Source organism: Ruegeria sp. BC3, assembly GCF_056539265.1.
Map to the genome: position 1 here is coordinate 21,066 of NZ_JBQFUP010000004.1, position 15,673 is coordinate 36,738.

A 15,673-nucleotide genomic window follows, 5' to 3' on the forward strand; every position below is an offset into this window, starting at 1 on the left:
CCCGACGGCGGGGTCGGTTCAGATCAGCCGTCCCGCTCCATGATCCATTCGACCTCGGGGGCCGGGACGAACCGCCATTTCCGCAACGGTCCCGCCATGACGTTCAGATAGTACATCTCGAACCCATAAGGGGCGCCGCAGGGATGATGACCGCGCGGGACAGTCACGACATCTCCGTCCGAAACGGCCATGGTTTCATCCAACTGGCCATCATCGGTATAGACCCGCTGGATGCCAAAACCGTTGGCTGGATTCAGACGGTGATAATAGGTCTCTTCCAAATAGGTGATCCGGGGATAGTCGTCTTCGTCATGGCGGTGACTGGGGTAGGACGACCAGTGGCCGTTGGGTGTGAAAACTTCGGTCACCAACAGACTGTCGGCGTAGTCTTCATTTTCCATCGCGATGTTGTTGATATAGCGCGTGTTCACGCCCTTCCCCCGTTCCGTCAGGGTGATACCGTCTGGGCCGATCCGGCGCGCTTCGTGACCACCTTTGCCCGGCGCGGAACACACGGCGATTACGCAATCGGTTTCAGCCACAGCCGTCCAATCAGTACCATTCGGAAGGTACAGGCAATGCGGCGGCGTTTTCTCGAACACGTTCATCCGATCGCCCAGCACACCCCAATCCTGCCCTGCCCCGGTAATGCTGGCCTTGCCCTCGACCATGACTAGAATAACCTCACGATCGCCGGTTGCATCGCTGACCCTATCCCCAGCCCGCATGTGGTAAAGGCCAAACCCGACATAGCGCCACCCGGCACTGGCCGGAGTTATGTCATGTACTTTTCCTCTGCGCCCAAAGGGCTTTTTGAGCAGATCCGACATGTGTTCTCTCCGTATGAGGCGGGCTTGACAGGCCCGCCTTTTGTTCCTCAGGCAGCTTGCCTTGTTTGCAGGGCCGAGAACGCCTCGGCTAGTTGTCCTTCGCTCCATCCTTCGGCCACCGCACAGCGCAGAATATCGGCCTGACTTTCCGGAGCGTTGCCATTGACGGGTGGATCTGTGTCCAGATTGGTCGGGAATGGATAACCCTCCGCCGTGGCCGCAATAGCGGCATCCAGTTCGGCCACACTCAGTTCACCACGTTGTTTCAAGGCAACGAGAGAGGTGAACACCGCCTGGGACATGGATCGCCGATCAATGGCTTCCATCGCGCGTCCAAAAGCGGATGAGATTTGCAACAGGTTGGCCATCCGGTTGATATCTGCGCTGCGGTTTTCACCCGCCGCATGGAACAGCGCGGGGTTGAAGAAAACGGCATCCCCCTTGTCCAGCGGCAACTGAATGCAGGTTTCCTCGAAATGGGCCCGATGACTCTCGTCGTGGAACGCAAGGTAGCCCGGCGGATACAACTGGGAAAAGGGCAACAGCTTGGTTGGTCCGCTTTCCACCGGCATGTCGCAATGGGCGACTGCACCCTGCAGCGTCAGCGATGCCGTAACCAGATGAGCGTGCGCGGGATAACACGCCGCGCTGTCCGCGCTCTGAAACCCCAGGTGGTAATCCCTATGCGCCTGTTGCGCCTTACCGCCCGGACGCACTTGGTTGATCTGAGCGGTGACCTGATAATTTGGCCCTAACCACGCCTCACACGCCGCCGCAATAGCGGTGTTCCCGAAATAGAGTGCAAAACCTTCAGGGTCACGCAGGCACTGCTTTTGCAGCGCATTCCAGATCCGATCGTTCGCGCCAGAAGCGGCGAAGTGATCGCCTTCGCCGGCACCGCTTTCACGTTCCTCTACGATGATCTGGCGAAAAACATCGCTGGCACGGTCGATGACGGATGTATCTGCGAACGCTCCCTTCAGAGCGATCACTCCGGCCGATTTACCCAAGACTTGGCCCCACTCTGCCAACAGAGCTTTGCGCTTGCCTGCGTCCGCCAGCAACGGGCGCAATGCCCGCATGTCGTAGATCGGAACATTCTTTTCGATCGAGGCGGCATGGGGCACCGCCTCGGTTGCCAGGCTCTGTGAGGTCAACACCTTGAATTCATCCAGATCACAGGATTTACGGTCGAAGTAACCAACAAAACCCAGTTCCTGATTTACCATGATTTGTCTCCTTTTTTCATGGCTTCGGTGTCGCCCCGCAGGGCTGGTTGTTACGCTTGGACCTCCAATCCTGCTTGCGCACAGACGTTGAGAATATGCTCGTAGCCCTTCTTGGAATACTCGTAGGGCGGTGCCTTGGCCGGGTCTTGCTCGGCCTCGACGACGATCCAGCCGTCGTAATCCATGGATTTCAAAGCTTTCGCCACCGCCTGAAAATCGATGCACCCTTCACCCGGTACTGTGAACGCGCCCGCGACAACGGCGTCCAGGAAACTGCGGTCGTTTTCGCGCACATCCTGAACAACCGTCGGACGGATGTCCTTGAAATGAACATGATGGACCCGGTCCCCCCAACGGTTCAGGGTCGCCATGACATCGCCACCGCCGAACAGCAGGTGACCGGTGTCAAAGCACAGCTTTACCTCGGGCCCCGATCCTTCCATCAGCCAGTTCACATCGTCTTCGGTTTCGATGATCGTGCCCATGTGGTGGTGGTAAGCCATCGGCATGCCCTGATCGCCCATCCATTTGGCCAACTCGGTGATCTTGGTGGCATAGGCCAAGACCTCATCCCTGGACAGTTTGGGTCGGTTATTGACCGGGGTACCGGCCTGCCCCTGAACGGTGTTCGAGCATTCGGCGTAAACAATGCACGGGCTATTCAGGGCCACGAACTGCTCGACCTGCTCGCGCACCGCTTCGCGTTCTGTCGCGAAATCATTGACCAGCGACGCGCCCGAGCACCACCCACCGCACAGCGCGATGTCATTGCCTTCGAGATAGGCGCGTAACCCTTCGGTATCGCTGGGCATACGCTGGCCGCGTTCGACACCGACATAGCCGATCTCACGCGCTTCCTTCAGTGCTTGCTCCATCGTGTAAGCCGCCGTCAGGTCCGGCAAATCATCATTCTGCCAGGCGATCGGCGAAATCCCGATTTTCACGCTCATTTCGTGTTTCTTTCCTTAATCGCCAACTCATAGGCTGCGCGTTTTTCGTTCACTTCGGGACGGATGCTGACTTCGGGAACCGCCACTTCCCACCACGTGCCGCCGTATTCGGTCGAGGGGTAGGGATCAGTGTCGATGACAACCACATAAGGCCCTTTGACGTCGCCCCGTTTGGCAAGCGCGTCTTCAAGCTCGGCAACCGAGCTGACCTTGACCGAGGTTGCCCCCATTGCCGCCGCGTGGGCCGCGAAATCAATGGCCGAGGGGTTCTCATGCACCGCATGGTCCAGCAGGTTGTTAAACTCGGCCCCGCCAGTGCCCATCTGAAGACGGTTGATGCAACCAAAGCCACGGTTGTCGGTAATGACGACGGTGAACGAAACACCCATCATCGCCGCCGTCGCCATTTCCGAATTCGCCATCATATAAGTGCCGTCGCCGGTAAAGCAGATCACATCGCGATCCGGCTGTGCCATCTTGATGCCCATCGCACCGGCAATCTCATAGCCCATACAGCTAAAGCCGTACTCCATGTGATAGGCGCCAGGGCGCGGCGCTTTCCAAAGTTTGTGGAGTTCTCCCGGCATGGTTCCTGCGGCGCACATAACGACCGTATCGTCATTTGAGGCCCGTTGGACCGCGCCAATAACCTGCATGTCCGTTGGCAGCGCGTTTCCATCGCCGGGCGCAACCGTCAGCTTGTCGACCTTGCCGTACCATTCGGCCTTGAGAGCGTCCGCCACAGGGTCGGCCCGGTATCCCTGCAAGGCCGCTCCCAGCTCCTCTAGCCCAACGCGCGCATCGGATTGCAATGGCATCGCACCGTGCTTTTCCGCGTCATAAGCCGCAGTATTCAGGCAGATCATCTCGCGCTGAGGGTTTGAGAACAGGCCCCACGATCCGGTTGTGAAATCCTGCAGGCGCGAGCCAACGGCCAGCACCAGATCAGCCTCGGCGCAAACAGAATTGGCCGGTTCGCCGCCAGTCACCCCTACGGGCCCGAGGTTCAACGGGTGATCCCATGCAAGCGCAGACTTGCCTGCCTGTGTCTCGGTGATCGGGATATTGTGCGTTTCCACGAAACTCTGCAGCGCGTCCGTAGCACCAGAGTAGTGAACGCCGCCACCCGCCACGATGACCGGGCGCTTTGCCGCCTTAATGGCCGCCACCGCACGGGACAGTTCACCTTCGTCAGGGCGAATGCGGCGCTGATACCAGACGCGCGGCTCAAAAAAGCTTTCGGGATAGTCATAGGCTTCAGCCTGCACATCCTGACAAAAGGCCAGAGTCGCCGGGCCACAATCGGCAGGATCCGTCATGGTGCGGAACGCCCGCGGCAATGCGGTCAGCAGATGTTCCGGTCGGCTGATCCGGTCGAAATACCTGCTTACGGGTTTAAAGCAATCATTGGCGCTGACTGTTCCGTCGCCAAAACTCTCGATTTGCTGCAACACCGGGTCGGGGCCACGCGTTGCAAATACGTCGCCGGGAATGATCAGAACCGGCAAGCGGTTCACATGCGCCAGCGCGGCGGCTGTCACCATGTTGGTCGCGCCCGGCCCAATGGATGAGGTCACCGCCATTGCGCGCGTGCGCCGCATTTGCTTGGCATAGGCAATGGCACAATGCGCCATTGTCTGTTCGTTGTGGCCGCGATAGGTCGGCAGGCTGTCTTTCACAGCGTGCAGCGCCTCACCCAAACCGGCCACATTGCCGTGGCCGAAAATAGCCCAGACGCCCGCGATGAATGGCTCTCCGGCCTCGTTCATTTGCGCGCCCAGATAGCGGACCAGAGCTTGTGCTGCGGTCAGTCTGATAGTTTTGCCCATTGTGATCCCTTTCAACTTAAGGCCACCCCGGCCAGTCGGTTGAATTCCAGTTTCTGCAATATGTCCGGTCCGCGCGGGAACGCGTCAGACCGTGCCGCCCAAGGACCCTTCCAGCTCGGCCAGTTCCTGACCACCTGCCATCAAGTCCTGCAGTTCTTCGGGCGAGATTTCGCCGCGTTTGGCCGTGCCCAGAGTTTGACCCCGGTTCAGCACGGTAAAGCGATCGCCGACAGCCAATGCGTGGCGCACGTTGTGGCTGATGAAAACCACGCCCACACCCTGGCTGCGTACTTTGTCGATGGTCGCCAGAACGTTTGATGTCTGACGCACGCCCAACGCTGAGGTCGGCTCGTCCAGGATCAAAATCTTGGCGCCGAAGTGCACCGCACGAGCAATTGCAACCGTCTGACGCTCACCACCGGACAAGGTACCTACGGCCTGATCCGGTCCACGCAGGTTGATGCCCATCTTGCGCATTTCTTCCATGGTGATTTCATCGGCCAGTTTCTTGTCGAAGAAGTTGATCCCGGCGACCTTGCGCGTGGGTTCGTTGCCCATGAAGAAATTCCGGCTGACACTCATCAGCGGGATCATCGCAAGGTGCTGGTGCACCGTCGCGATCCCGGCTGCAATGGCGTCACGCGGGTCCTCGAAATGCATGGGCTTGTCTTCGAAGAAGATCTCACCGGCCGTTGGCTTGTGGACCCCGGACATGGTCTTGATGAAGGTCGATTTGCCCGCACCATTGTCCCCCAGCAGACAGTGACACTCCCCCGGTTTCAGATCAAAGCTGACACCCGCAAGGGCGATCACAGAGCCAAAGTGCTTCTGGATGTCGACCATCCGAATGATCGGTTTCTGGTCCTGCGCGTCGCCGTGATGGAATTTGGTATCTTCGGTCATCTCAGCGTTCTCCTGTGATGATACGACGGATGTAGGTATTCAGAATTACGGCTCCCAGTAGGATCACGCCGAGGAACACCCGGAACAACGAGCTTTCGACCCCTGCAAAGAACAGCCCCTGCTGAACCACGCCAAAGATCAGCGCCCCGAGAGCCGCACCGAGCACCGAGCCATAGCCGCCGGTCAGCAACGCGCCACCGATCACCACCGCGATAATGGCCTCGAACTCTTTGAGCAGGCCCCGGTCCGCACCGGCCGAGCCGAATTCCATCACCTGACAGGTCGCAAAGACGGTCGCGCAGAAGGCGGTGAACATGAACATCAGAACTTTGACGCGGTTCACAGGAACACCCGAGTTCCTTGCGGCCTCGGCGTCTCCGCCCGAGGCAAAGATCCAGTTTCCGAACTTGGTCTTGGTCAGCAGCACGTGGCCAAAGATGATGATCACCAGTGCCCAGATCAGCAGCATCGGAATACCGTCGACCACAGGCTGACCCTGACGCGTACCGCGTTCGAAGGTTTCGATCAGGCCGTTGTCACCGAGCCAGACGAAAAAGCCCTGCCCGATCTTGCCGCCGAACACCGACGCCAGCCAGTCGCCTTCGGCCACGTCGCGGATGCCGCCGATGATGGTTTTCCGCTCGATGGTCTGAGGCAGGTAGATGGTAAAGCCGCGCAGAATGAACAGAAATGCCAACGTCACGATAAAGCTGGGCAGGCCGGTACGCACGACGATGTACCCGTTGACCGCCCCGATTGAAACGCAAAGCACGAAGGTTACGATGATGGCCATCCAGACCGGCCAGCTGAGCGTGACGGAAAAGATCGCGATCATCATGCCTGCAAAGCCGATCATCGAACCTACGGACAAGTCGAACTCGCCCGCGATCATCAGCAAACAGGCACCAACGGCAATAATCATGAACTGAGCAGAAACCACGGACCAGTTCATCACGCCCTGAGCTGTGAACATGCCGCTGTCAAAGGCGAACAGCAGGAAAAACGTAAACACTGCCACCGTGCCGACCATGCCACCCAATTCCGGGCGGATCAGGGCTCGGCGCAGGGGTGAGATCTCTTTGATCCGTTCGTCGCCGCCGCTTGCGGTTTGCGCTGACTCAGCCATTGTTGCCTCCTTCGCGCGTCGTTCTGAATGCTTGAATAAGGGGGTGCGGACACACGACCGGCGTCCGCACCGATTTGAAGATCAGCGGTATTCGCCCGCGAATTCTTCGATCTTTTCCAACCCGTCTGCGGTCACGAAACCGGGGCCCGAGTTGATGTTGTTACCAGGTAGAACGCCGTAACGGTGGTAGTTGGCCATCACAACAACCGGCAGATAGGCCTGCAGGAAAGGCTGCTGGTCGATGCCCCACTGGATCACGCCGCTTTTGATGCCTTTGACGATCTCTCCACCCAGGTCAAAGGTGCCAAAGTAGATGTCACCGGCCATGCCGTTTTCTTCGAGCGCCAGAATGGTCGGGTCAGCCGAGGTCGGGCCAAGCGTCAGAACCGCTTCCGTTTCAGGGTTGGCCGACAGATACGCCAGAACTCGGTTCTTGATCTCGGCCGGGTCCTGACCCGCGTCGATCATCTGCTCGCCCAACTCGATACCCAGACCGTCAGCAAAGCCTTGGCAACGTTCCTGGCTGGACGGCTGAACGATGTAGTGGTTCACACACAGGAAGGACCCGATGCCATCGTCCTTGGCACGCTGGCCTGCGGCGAATCCCGCGTCATATTCCGGCTGACCCACATACATCAGCGCGCCAACCTCACGCGCCTTTTCCGGTGTCCCGGTGTTCATGATGATGACGTCGATGCCAGAATCCACGGCCGCCTTGATCGGGCCCTCCAGAATGTCCGGGTCGGCCAAAGTGGTGATGATCCCGTTCGGACCCGAGGCCGCGGCCTGATCGATGATCCGCGCCATATCAGCAAGGTCACCGGTGGGCGGGTTGCGGTATTCAACCTCAACGCCCATTTGCTCGCCCGCCAAGGCGATGCCGTTTTTGATGGTGTTCCACCAGCTGTCACTGTCCGGGGCGTGGCTGATCAGAATGTACTTCTCGCCCTCCGCTGCCGCGCCAGTGGCACCGGCGAATGCGACGGCGCTGGCCATCAGAACCCCTTTTACGAACGTTTTCATTTCCATTCCTCCCAATAGAACTGTCAATCGTATTGTCTGGGCTTCAGCCCCAGTCATTCGGCCTTGGCCGAATCTCCTCCGCCCCCAAGTGAACCGGGGCTTTGTCCAGTTTCCGGAAATCCGATCATTTTGCAACCGGTTTCAAAACATCACTCATCATCACCGGTGTTCTGGAGCGCGCCGAACGGGTCGCAGCCTCAGCCATCGCCAGTGCTGCGACGCCGTCTTCCAAAGTGACCGGCATATCCGCCCCGGCTTGTACGGCGTCAACAAATGCACTCCATTCTGTCCGGTAAGCAGTCATGTAACGTTCCAGGAAAAAGTAGGTCGGCTTGGCACCGACAACACCATCCGCCGTCGACTTCACCACCGAGTTTTCCAGGATGTTGTGCGCCTGAAGCAGCCCCTTTGACCCTAACAGCTCAACCCGCTGGTCATAACCATACACGGCGCGTCTGGAATTCTTGATTGCAGCGACCCGGCCATCTGCGTAAGTCATTGTAACAACGGCGGTATCATAGTCCCCCGCCTGACCGATCTCAGGGTCGACAACTGATGTTCCGACAGCTGAAATCACTGTTGGCAACTGCCCCATCAGATAGTTCGCCATGTCGAAATCGTGAATCATCATGTCCCGGAACAAACCGCCCGAGACTTTGACGTAGCTGATAGGTGGCGGGGCCGGGTCAAAAGATGTGATCGATAGAAGTTCCGCCTTGCCGATCTCTCCTGCCTCGAACGAGGCTTTTAGCGCCGAGAAATTGGGATCAAACCGGCGGTTGAACCCGACCATGACCGGCTGACCGGTTTCCGATGCGTTTGTCTGACATGTGATAGCCCGATCCAGGTCCAGATCGACGGGTTTTTCGCAAAGTACGGCTTTTCCCGAGCGAGTCGCTGCCTCGATGAGGTCGGAATGTGTGTCGGTGGGCGTGGCAATCAGAACCGCATCAATGGACGCATCCGCGATGATGTCATTTGAACTGCGTGTTTCGGCCTGATATTCTCCCGCCAGACTTTCTGCCGCTTCGGGAACAGCATCTGACACCGCAGCCAATACGCTCTTAGGATGCTCACTGATGGCTTGCGCATGTACGCGGCCAATACGTCCGGCCCCTAACAATCCGATCTTGAGCATGCGGCTTCTCCGAATCCAGTCTTCGCGCGCAGCATGTTTCTCTTTGCAACCGGTTGCAAGTTTTTTTTCATCAACCTGGGAAAGTTGCGAGGGATCGCCTTGTCGTCAGCACCCTTCGGACAGCCCTACAGGCACGCAGTCTGCGCTTGGTTTAGTTGTGTCTTAGGGAATTTGAACGCAGAACAAAGCCGAAGTCTCCTTCGGCTTTATCGTCCTGTCATTGATTTACTTGCGCCCGCTATACACCAGATCAAACGGCGTCCGCCTCAACACGGGTAACGGAAAAGACGACATCTTCGAAATCAAAATCTCCGCCACCGGTCAGATCTTCAAATCCAATGATCATCGCCTCACCGCCTCTGGCGATTCCGGACAGCGCGTGTTGCTGATCATCGGCGTTCAATGTCGCTTTTTCCGAGTGGAAAGTGGTAACGCCAGCCGAATCCCCGTTCACCGTCAGAACAAAGTCGAATTCATCATCCACATCCGCCAAACCGCCGTTGCTGGCGACAAAACCAAGATCATCGGACTCAGACAAACCTGCCGCCCACGCGGCCCCATCCTGAACAACGAAGAACCCAAGACGATTTCCGTCCGCAAGATTGCTGAGCTCTACCGCTCCGTTAGCTTCTTTGGTGTTGGCAAAGATAAGGCGGACGTTTGCAATTTGGCCATTTTCCAGGATGTCATAGACGCCCAGAACATTGTTGAAATCTGCGGTTCCCAGATTGACCATCTCAACGCGGAAATCCGCGGTGCCGTCACCTTCAAGAAAGTCCTTACTGACGATCCCGTTGACCGCGCTGTCCGCAACGCGGACTCCGGGCGCAAGGCCCGGCAGGAAGTTCGCGTAGCTGACGACTGTGTTTCCATCCTTGGTAAAGACAAAAACGTCACCGTCCGCCCGACCGTCACCCAGCAGGATCGTCAAATCCGTATCGCCATCGCCGTCTGTGTCAACTTCCAAGTCCGAGTTGCTATTAAACCGGATATTCGAGCGGCTGACCTCGACCCCTTCGATGACAAGCGATTTGCCAGCCTCAAACCCTGTGACGACATCCCGATCCAACTCTTCCGGGGTCCCGCTGACTGTATCCGAGTCGCCAAAGGACACCGTCTCTAGAGACGATGTAGACCCAGGACCATCCGCAGGTTCTGTCGGTTCAGGTGCGACGACAACTGGTTCTGAAGGCGTCTCTGATGCACCGCCCGTATCAAGCTGCACCGCAGCCGAGGTACGCGCAAAATTCTGAGTGACGATGATGGCAGGAACGCCGCCGAATGAACCGACTTCAATCCCGATGCCGATATACCTCAGGTTCGGATCAAGAATATTGGCGCGGTGATCGGGGCTGTTCATGAGCGAGTTGTGCAGCCCCACGACGTCGTCCGAGAACCCGGGCTCTCCACGTTGACTTTGCCAGGCAATGTTTTCTGCGGTCCCCCATGAACCAGACAAAACAAAGCCTGCGTCGCGCATACGTTGGGTGGCCGAACTGCCACCCTCGCCGGTGTGAGAGAAATTTCCGGTCGCCAGCATCCATTGGCTGTGCTCTTCCGCCGACGCATTCAGACGAAGTTCAAGCGCAAGTGGTTCAAGACCGCGCGACGTACGCTCGGCGTTGATCAGTTCTAGCATTTCCCGCTCAAGTGTGCTGGCCTGAGTCATCCCCAACTCTCCATTTTTTGCGCATCTGTCGAAGCCACGTTGGGCAATAAACGGGCAGATAGCAGTGCAAAAGACTGGGCCTGCCTCAATCGGCAAAGTCTTGCCCGCACGCGTAGTCGCGATGGCAATATCTTGCGTATATCGGGATCAGTTAGGGCAATATCTACGCATTGGAATACGTAATATTTCCATCGGCCGCCTCGCTGATATCGCGGTAAGCGCATCCAAAAATTGGCGAAAATGGCGATCCCGGAAGGACTCGAACCCTCAACCTGCTGATTAGAAGTCAGCTGCTCTATCCAGTTGAGCTACGGGACCGCTGGGCCCTTCTTGCGGTTTTTAGTTCCGGGGTTCAAGAGCCAAGCGCATAAAGGCGCTGTTCGGATCATCTTCATACCCAAAAATTGGCCCGCAATAGGAATAGCCAAGCCGTTCATAGAGTTTACGAGCCGCCGTGTAGTCCGGCAGGTGCGCGGCACCGGTCTCGAGAACCAGGGCCGTCGCGCCTTCAGCGCGGGCAACATCAGACAGGTGATTCATCATTTTGCGCGCCAGACCACGCCCGCGTGCCTGCGCCACGATGTGCACCGATTTCACCTCGACCGTGCCATCAGGCAGAGCTTTCAGAGCGCCACAACCAACCGCCTGATCGCCATCGAACATGGCCCAGAACCGAATCCCGTTCCCGGCCAACGCATCAGCATCCATGGTATGGTTACTTTCTGCGGGCCCGGCTGTTTCACTATGCGCAAAATGAGCCTCTATGACCGGGCGCAGCGCGTACGCAGTCGGGTCGGCTTCACGGATTTCGATCATTCAGTGGGTCCAGGGTGCGCGCCGATCAGTGGCGAAGTTTTCGCCATAGCCACGCGCGCGCAGGTTGGGTTTGCGCTTGTGCGGCTCACTGACCTGAACCTCGATCCCATTGTCTTTGGCGTAATCCAACGCCTCTTCCTTGGTATCGAACTTCAGCCGTACCTGAGTTTGCGTGTCATCAGACGACGTCCAACCCATCAGCGGATCGACCTCCCGCGCGGACGCAGGGGCATATTCCAGAACCCACTTGTGGGTCTTGGCCATACCCGAAGTCATCGCATTCCTTGCAGGCTTGTAAATCCGTGCGCGCATGTCGCCTCTCCGTCCTCACTTGGCTGGCAATGTTTATGCGTCAGAGCGCAGGCCGGGACAAGGTGGCAATTGTCGCGGTCGCTCAGGCGCCTGATGACAGAAACTGGCACCAGACCCGTTTATGAATCGTGACACCCCATGAAAAGGACACCGACATGATCCACCACGAAAGAAGCCTTAGCATTGACGCCCAGCCCTATGCCGTTTGGGCCATCCTCAGCCGCTTCATGCATATCGATGACTTCGCACCGCAGGTCACTTCGGTCGATGCTTTGACCAAAGGCGAAATCGGCGTCGGATCAAAACGGCGCTGTCGCTTCGCAAACGGAACCTCGCTGGTCGAAGAAGTCACCGAGTGGCACATCAACAAGGGGTACCGGGTGCGCCTGTCTGAAATGGCGGCCATGCCGCTGACCGACGCGCATGCTGCGATTACAATCGAACCTTTGGCAAGCGGCCGCTCGCGTGTGATTTGGAGCATGGACTACCAGATGAAATACGGTCCCTTGGGCTGGCTGATTGGTCAAACGCTCATGAAAGCCATGATAAGCCGCGTACTGGATGGCAACCTGCAAGCTCTTGCCGACAAGGCACAGGCAGACGAAGTTCCGTACATGCAGTTTGCCTATTACTGAAACTGAGTTTCCAGACCGGATCAGGCCTTGCAGTTGGACAAAATAAGAACAAATGTAAGGGCCTGACCCGGAGCCTGTCCATGCCATACGCCCATTCCGACAAGACCCAACTGACCGCCGAAGACGTCCGCGCACGCCTGAAACTTGAGGGCGGCAAGCAGTTCGTCATGCACACTGAATTTGCACCCGCAGGGGACCAGCCGACAGCGATCAAGGAACTGGCTGGCGGAGTTATGGATGGGGAACGCGATCAGGTTCTGCTGGGCGCGACCGGCACGGGCAAGACCTTCACCATGGCCAAGGTCATCGAAGAAACGCAGCGCCCCGCCATCATCCTTGCCCCAAACAAAACGCTGGCGGCGCAGCTCTACGGCGAGTTCAAGGGCTTCTTCCCCGAAAACTCGGTCGAATATTTCGTATCCTATTACGACTACTATCAGCCCGAGGCCTATGTGCCTCGGTCCGACACCTATATCGAGAAAGAATCCCAGATTAACGAACAGATCGACCGGATGCGCCACTCGGCCACGCGGGCGTTGCTGGAGCGCGATGACGTAATCATCGTGGCCTCGGTATCCTGCATCTACGGTATCGGTTCGGTCGAAACCTACGGGGCGATGACGCAGGACCTGAAGGTCGGCAACGAATACGATCAGCGGCAGGTAATGGCCGATCTGGTCGCCCAGCAATACCGTCGCAACGATCAGGCGTTTCAGCGGGGCTCGTTCCGGGTACGGGGCGATTCACTGGAAATCTGGCCCGCGCACCTTGAGGACCGCGCGTGGAAATTCTCGTTCTTCGGAGAAGAGCTGGAACAGATCACCGAATTCGACCCCCTGACCGGCGAACGCGCCGCGACGATGGAGCAGGTTCGCGTCTATGCGAACTCGCACTACGTGACGCCGAAACCCACGATGCAGCAGGCGATCATCGGGATCAAAAAGGAACTGCGCATTCGGCTCGACCAACTGGTCGGCGAAGGCAAACTGCTGGAAGCGCAACGTCTTGAACAACGCACCAACTTTGACCTTGAGATGCTCGAGGCCACCGGCGTCTGCAACGGGATCGAGAACTACTCGCGCTATCTGACGGGCCGCGCACCGGGTGAACCGCCCCCGACCCTGTTCGAATTCATCCCCGACAACGCCATCGTATTTGCCGACGAGTCCCACGTCTCGGTCCCGCAGATCGGCGGCATGTACCGGGGCGACTATCGGCGCAAATTCACGCTGGCCGAACACGGCTTCCGCCTGCCCTCCTGCATGGACAACCGCCCCCTGAAGTTCGAAGAATGGGACGCCATGCGCCCGCAATCGGTGTTTGTCTCTGCCACCCCCGCGAAGTGGGAGATCGAGCAGACCGGCGGCGTCTTCACCGAACAGGTGATCCGCCCCACCGGCCTCTTGGACCCCGAGGTCGAAATCCGCCCTGTTTCAATGCAGGTGGACGACCTGCTGGACGAGGTGCGCAAAGTGGCGGCCGATGGATATCGCACGCTGGTCACCACGCTCACCAAACGCATGGCTGAGGATCTGACCGAATACCTGCACGAACAAGGCATCAAGGTCCGCTATATGCACTCGGATATCGACACGCTGGAACGCATCGAAATCCTGCGCGACCTGCGGCTGGGGGCGTTCGACGTGCTGGTCGGCATCAACCTGCTGCGCGAAGGCCTCGACATTCCCGAATGCGGGCTGGTCGCCATTCTGGACGCGGATAAAGAAGGCTTCCTGCGATCCGAGACCTCGCTGATTCAGACCATCGGCCGTGCTGCGCGGAACGCGGATGGCCGGGTGATCATGTATGCCGACAAGATCACCGGCTCGATGGAACGCGCGCTGAACGAAACCAACCGTCGCCGCTCCAGACAGATCGCCTATAACGAAGAACACGGCATCACGCCCGAGACGGTGAAAAAGAATGTCGAGGACGTTCTGGCCGGTCTCTACGAAGGCGATGTCGACATGAACCGAGTCACCGCCACCATCGACAAACCGATGCACGGCGCCAACCTTGAGGCCCATCTGGACGGGTTGCGCGACCAGATGCGCAAAGCCGCCGAGAACCTGGAATTCGAAGAGGCCGCCAACATCCGGGACGAGATCAAACGTCTGGAAGCGGTCGATCTGGCCGTTGCCGATGACCCCATGGCGCGCCAATGGGCGGTCGAGAAAGCCTCGGAAGACGCGGTGAAATCACGCGGGCGGTCAACGGCTGGCAGGCCGGGGCAGCGGGGTGGGAATGTGAAGAGAAGGAAGCGATAGGACAAAAGTGGCTGTCGAGATCGAGTTAGCAGTATAGTTGGCACAAGCCTTGGGCTGAACCTCTGTACTTCGTCGTGTGGCCTTGATCCGGATCAATGTCGAAACATGAATATGTTGGCAGTGTGCGACGCATGAAGGCTCACAATCCAACCGGCGTAGACGCTTACAAACCTGCACAGATTGCAGAACTGGTTGAAACATCTGGTGTCGCAAAGGCACATCTTTCCATCGTTCAAACGCTGACACTTGCAATACTCGCAGGTGTCTTCATCGGCTTCGGCGGGGCCGCCTACACTATGGTTATGACCGGCGTAGATCCCGGATTTGGGCCAGCCCGGTTTCTTGGTGGGGTGGTGTTTTCTCTGGGCCTGATCCTTGTGGTCGTTGGTGGGGCGGAACTGTTCACTGGAAACGCGCTGATGACCATCGCGGCGGTGGACCGAAAAATCTCGATGCGTGACCTGTTGAGGAACTGGGGATTCGTGTATCTTGGGAATTTAGTCGGAGCCGTCGCACTAGTCCTGGCTTGCGCTGCAAGCGGTTTGCTGGAAGGACCAATGGGGGCCACTGCTGCAGCGATCGCAAATGGCAAGATTGATCTCTCTCCAACGCAAGCCTTTATACGAGGCATTCTGTGCAACGCCTTAGTGTGCCTTGCCGTCTGGCTGAGCTTCGCCGCCAGATCGGTCGTGGGAAAGGTCATGGCAATACTCTGGCCAATTGCGGCGTTTGTTCTGTTGGGTCTCGAACACTCGATCGCAAATATGTACCTGCTGCCTCAGGGTGCACTAGCAGGTGCCGAACTCGGTTGGGGCGCCACCATCAGCAACCTTTTTTGGGTGACAGTCGGCAATGTAGTCGGAGGCGCGGGCGGTGTCGCCCTCGCCTATCGACTTGCCTATTTGGGCAAGGCAAGCGGCTGACACTACCTCAAGTCCTGTCTCGA

14 protein-coding genes and 1 tRNA gene are annotated in these 15,673 nt (G+C 58.0%); 3 read left to right on the forward strand and 12 right to left on the reverse strand.

The window, feature by feature from the left end; genetic code table 11:
* Positions 1-23 precede the first annotated feature (23 nt).
* From iolB to ACR0MV_RS12050, 12 genes are all read right to left on the reverse strand, one after another.
* Positions 24-830 carry a 5-deoxy-glucuronate isomerase gene (iolB, locus tag ACR0MV_RS11995; RefSeq protein ID WP_480702281.1) on the reverse strand — a complete coding sequence of 269 codons (807 nt, stop codon included), beginning with the start codon at positions 828-830 and terminating at the stop codon, positions 24-26.
* A 47-nt stretch (positions 831-877) separates the two neighbouring features.
* Positions 878-2,059 carry a phytanoyl-CoA dioxygenase family protein gene (locus tag ACR0MV_RS12000; protein ID WP_480702282.1) on the reverse strand — a complete coding sequence of 394 codons (1,182 nt, stop codon included), beginning with the start codon at positions 2,057-2,059 and terminating at the stop codon, positions 878-880.
* 50 nt (positions 2,060-2,109) lie between these two features.
* On the reverse strand, positions 2,110-3,009 hold the full coding sequence (iolE, locus tag ACR0MV_RS12005) for a myo-inosose-2 dehydratase (RefSeq protein ID WP_480702283.1): 900 nt from the start codon (positions 3,007-3,009) through the stop codon (positions 2,110-2,112).
* Positions 3,006-4,838 carry a 3D-(3,5/4)-trihydroxycyclohexane-1,2-dione acylhydrolase (decyclizing) gene (gene iolD, locus ACR0MV_RS12010; protein WP_480702284.1) on the reverse strand — a complete coding sequence of 611 codons (1,833 nt, stop codon included), beginning with the start codon at positions 4,836-4,838 and terminating at the stop codon, positions 3,006-3,008. The genes iolE and iolD overlap by 4 nt, the downstream gene beginning before the upstream one ends.
* Before the next feature lie 84 nt (positions 4,839-4,922).
* Positions 4,923-5,741, reverse strand: coding sequence for an ATP-binding cassette domain-containing protein (locus tag ACR0MV_RS12015; RefSeq protein WP_170466954.1), 819 nt, complete (start codon positions 5,739-5,741; stop codon positions 4,923-4,925).
* 1 nt (position 5,742) lies between these two features.
* Positions 5,743-6,867 (reverse strand): ABC transporter permease, encoded by a 1,125-nt coding sequence (locus ACR0MV_RS12020; RefSeq protein ID WP_170427126.1) that lies wholly within the window; start codon positions 6,865-6,867, stop codon positions 5,743-5,745.
* An 81-nt stretch (positions 6,868-6,948) separates the two neighbouring features.
* Positions 6,949-7,890, reverse strand: coding sequence for a sugar ABC transporter substrate-binding protein (locus tag ACR0MV_RS12025; RefSeq protein ID WP_170427125.1), 942 nt, complete (start codon positions 7,888-7,890; stop codon positions 6,949-6,951).
* A 124-nt stretch (positions 7,891-8,014) separates the two neighbouring features.
* On the reverse strand, positions 8,015-9,028 hold the full coding sequence (gene iolG, locus ACR0MV_RS12030) for an inositol 2-dehydrogenase (RefSeq protein ID WP_480702285.1): 1,014 nt from the start codon (positions 9,026-9,028) through the stop codon (positions 8,015-8,017).
* Positions 9,029-9,278: 250 nt separating this feature from the next.
* Positions 9,279-10,697, reverse strand: a complete 1,419-nt coding sequence (locus ACR0MV_RS12035; RefSeq protein ID WP_170427123.1) for a CAP domain-containing protein — start codon at positions 10,695-10,697, stop codon at positions 9,279-9,281.
* A gap of 241 nt (positions 10,698-10,938) precedes the next feature.
* A tRNA-Arg gene (locus ACR0MV_RS12040) sits at positions 10,939-11,015 on the reverse strand.
* Positions 11,016-11,036: 21 nt separating this feature from the next.
* Positions 11,037-11,513 (reverse strand): GNAT family N-acetyltransferase, encoded by a 477-nt coding sequence (locus ACR0MV_RS12045; RefSeq protein ID WP_480702286.1) that lies wholly within the window; start codon positions 11,511-11,513, stop codon positions 11,037-11,039.
* The gene (locus tag ACR0MV_RS12050) at positions 11,514-11,825 is read right to left on the reverse strand and encodes an ETC complex I subunit (RefSeq protein ID WP_480702287.1); all 312 of its coding nucleotides are present in this window, start codon (positions 11,823-11,825) and stop codon (positions 11,514-11,516) included.
* 155 nt (positions 11,826-11,980) lie between these two features.
* Here ACR0MV_RS12050 and ACR0MV_RS12055 point away from each other — a divergent pair, with 155 nt between their 5' ends.
* The 3 genes from ACR0MV_RS12055 (at position 11,981) to ACR0MV_RS12065 (ending at position 15,650) form a co-directional block, all read left to right on the forward strand.
* Positions 11,981-12,460: an SRPBCC family protein gene (locus ACR0MV_RS12055; RefSeq protein WP_480702288.1), complete on the forward strand. Its 480-nt coding sequence runs from the start codon at positions 11,981-11,983 to the stop codon at positions 12,458-12,460.
* An 80-nt stretch (positions 12,461-12,540) separates the two neighbouring features.
* On the forward strand, positions 12,541-14,727 hold the full coding sequence (gene uvrB / locus ACR0MV_RS12060; protein ID WP_480702289.1) for an excinuclease ABC subunit UvrB: 2,187 nt from the start codon (positions 12,541-12,543) through the stop codon (positions 14,725-14,727).
* Between the two features lie 131 nt (positions 14,728-14,858).
* Positions 14,859-15,650: a formate/nitrite transporter family protein gene (locus ACR0MV_RS12065; RefSeq protein ID WP_480702290.1), complete on the forward strand. Its 792-nt coding sequence runs from the start codon at positions 14,859-14,861 to the stop codon at positions 15,648-15,650.
* Positions 15,651-15,673: the final 23 nt, after the last annotated feature.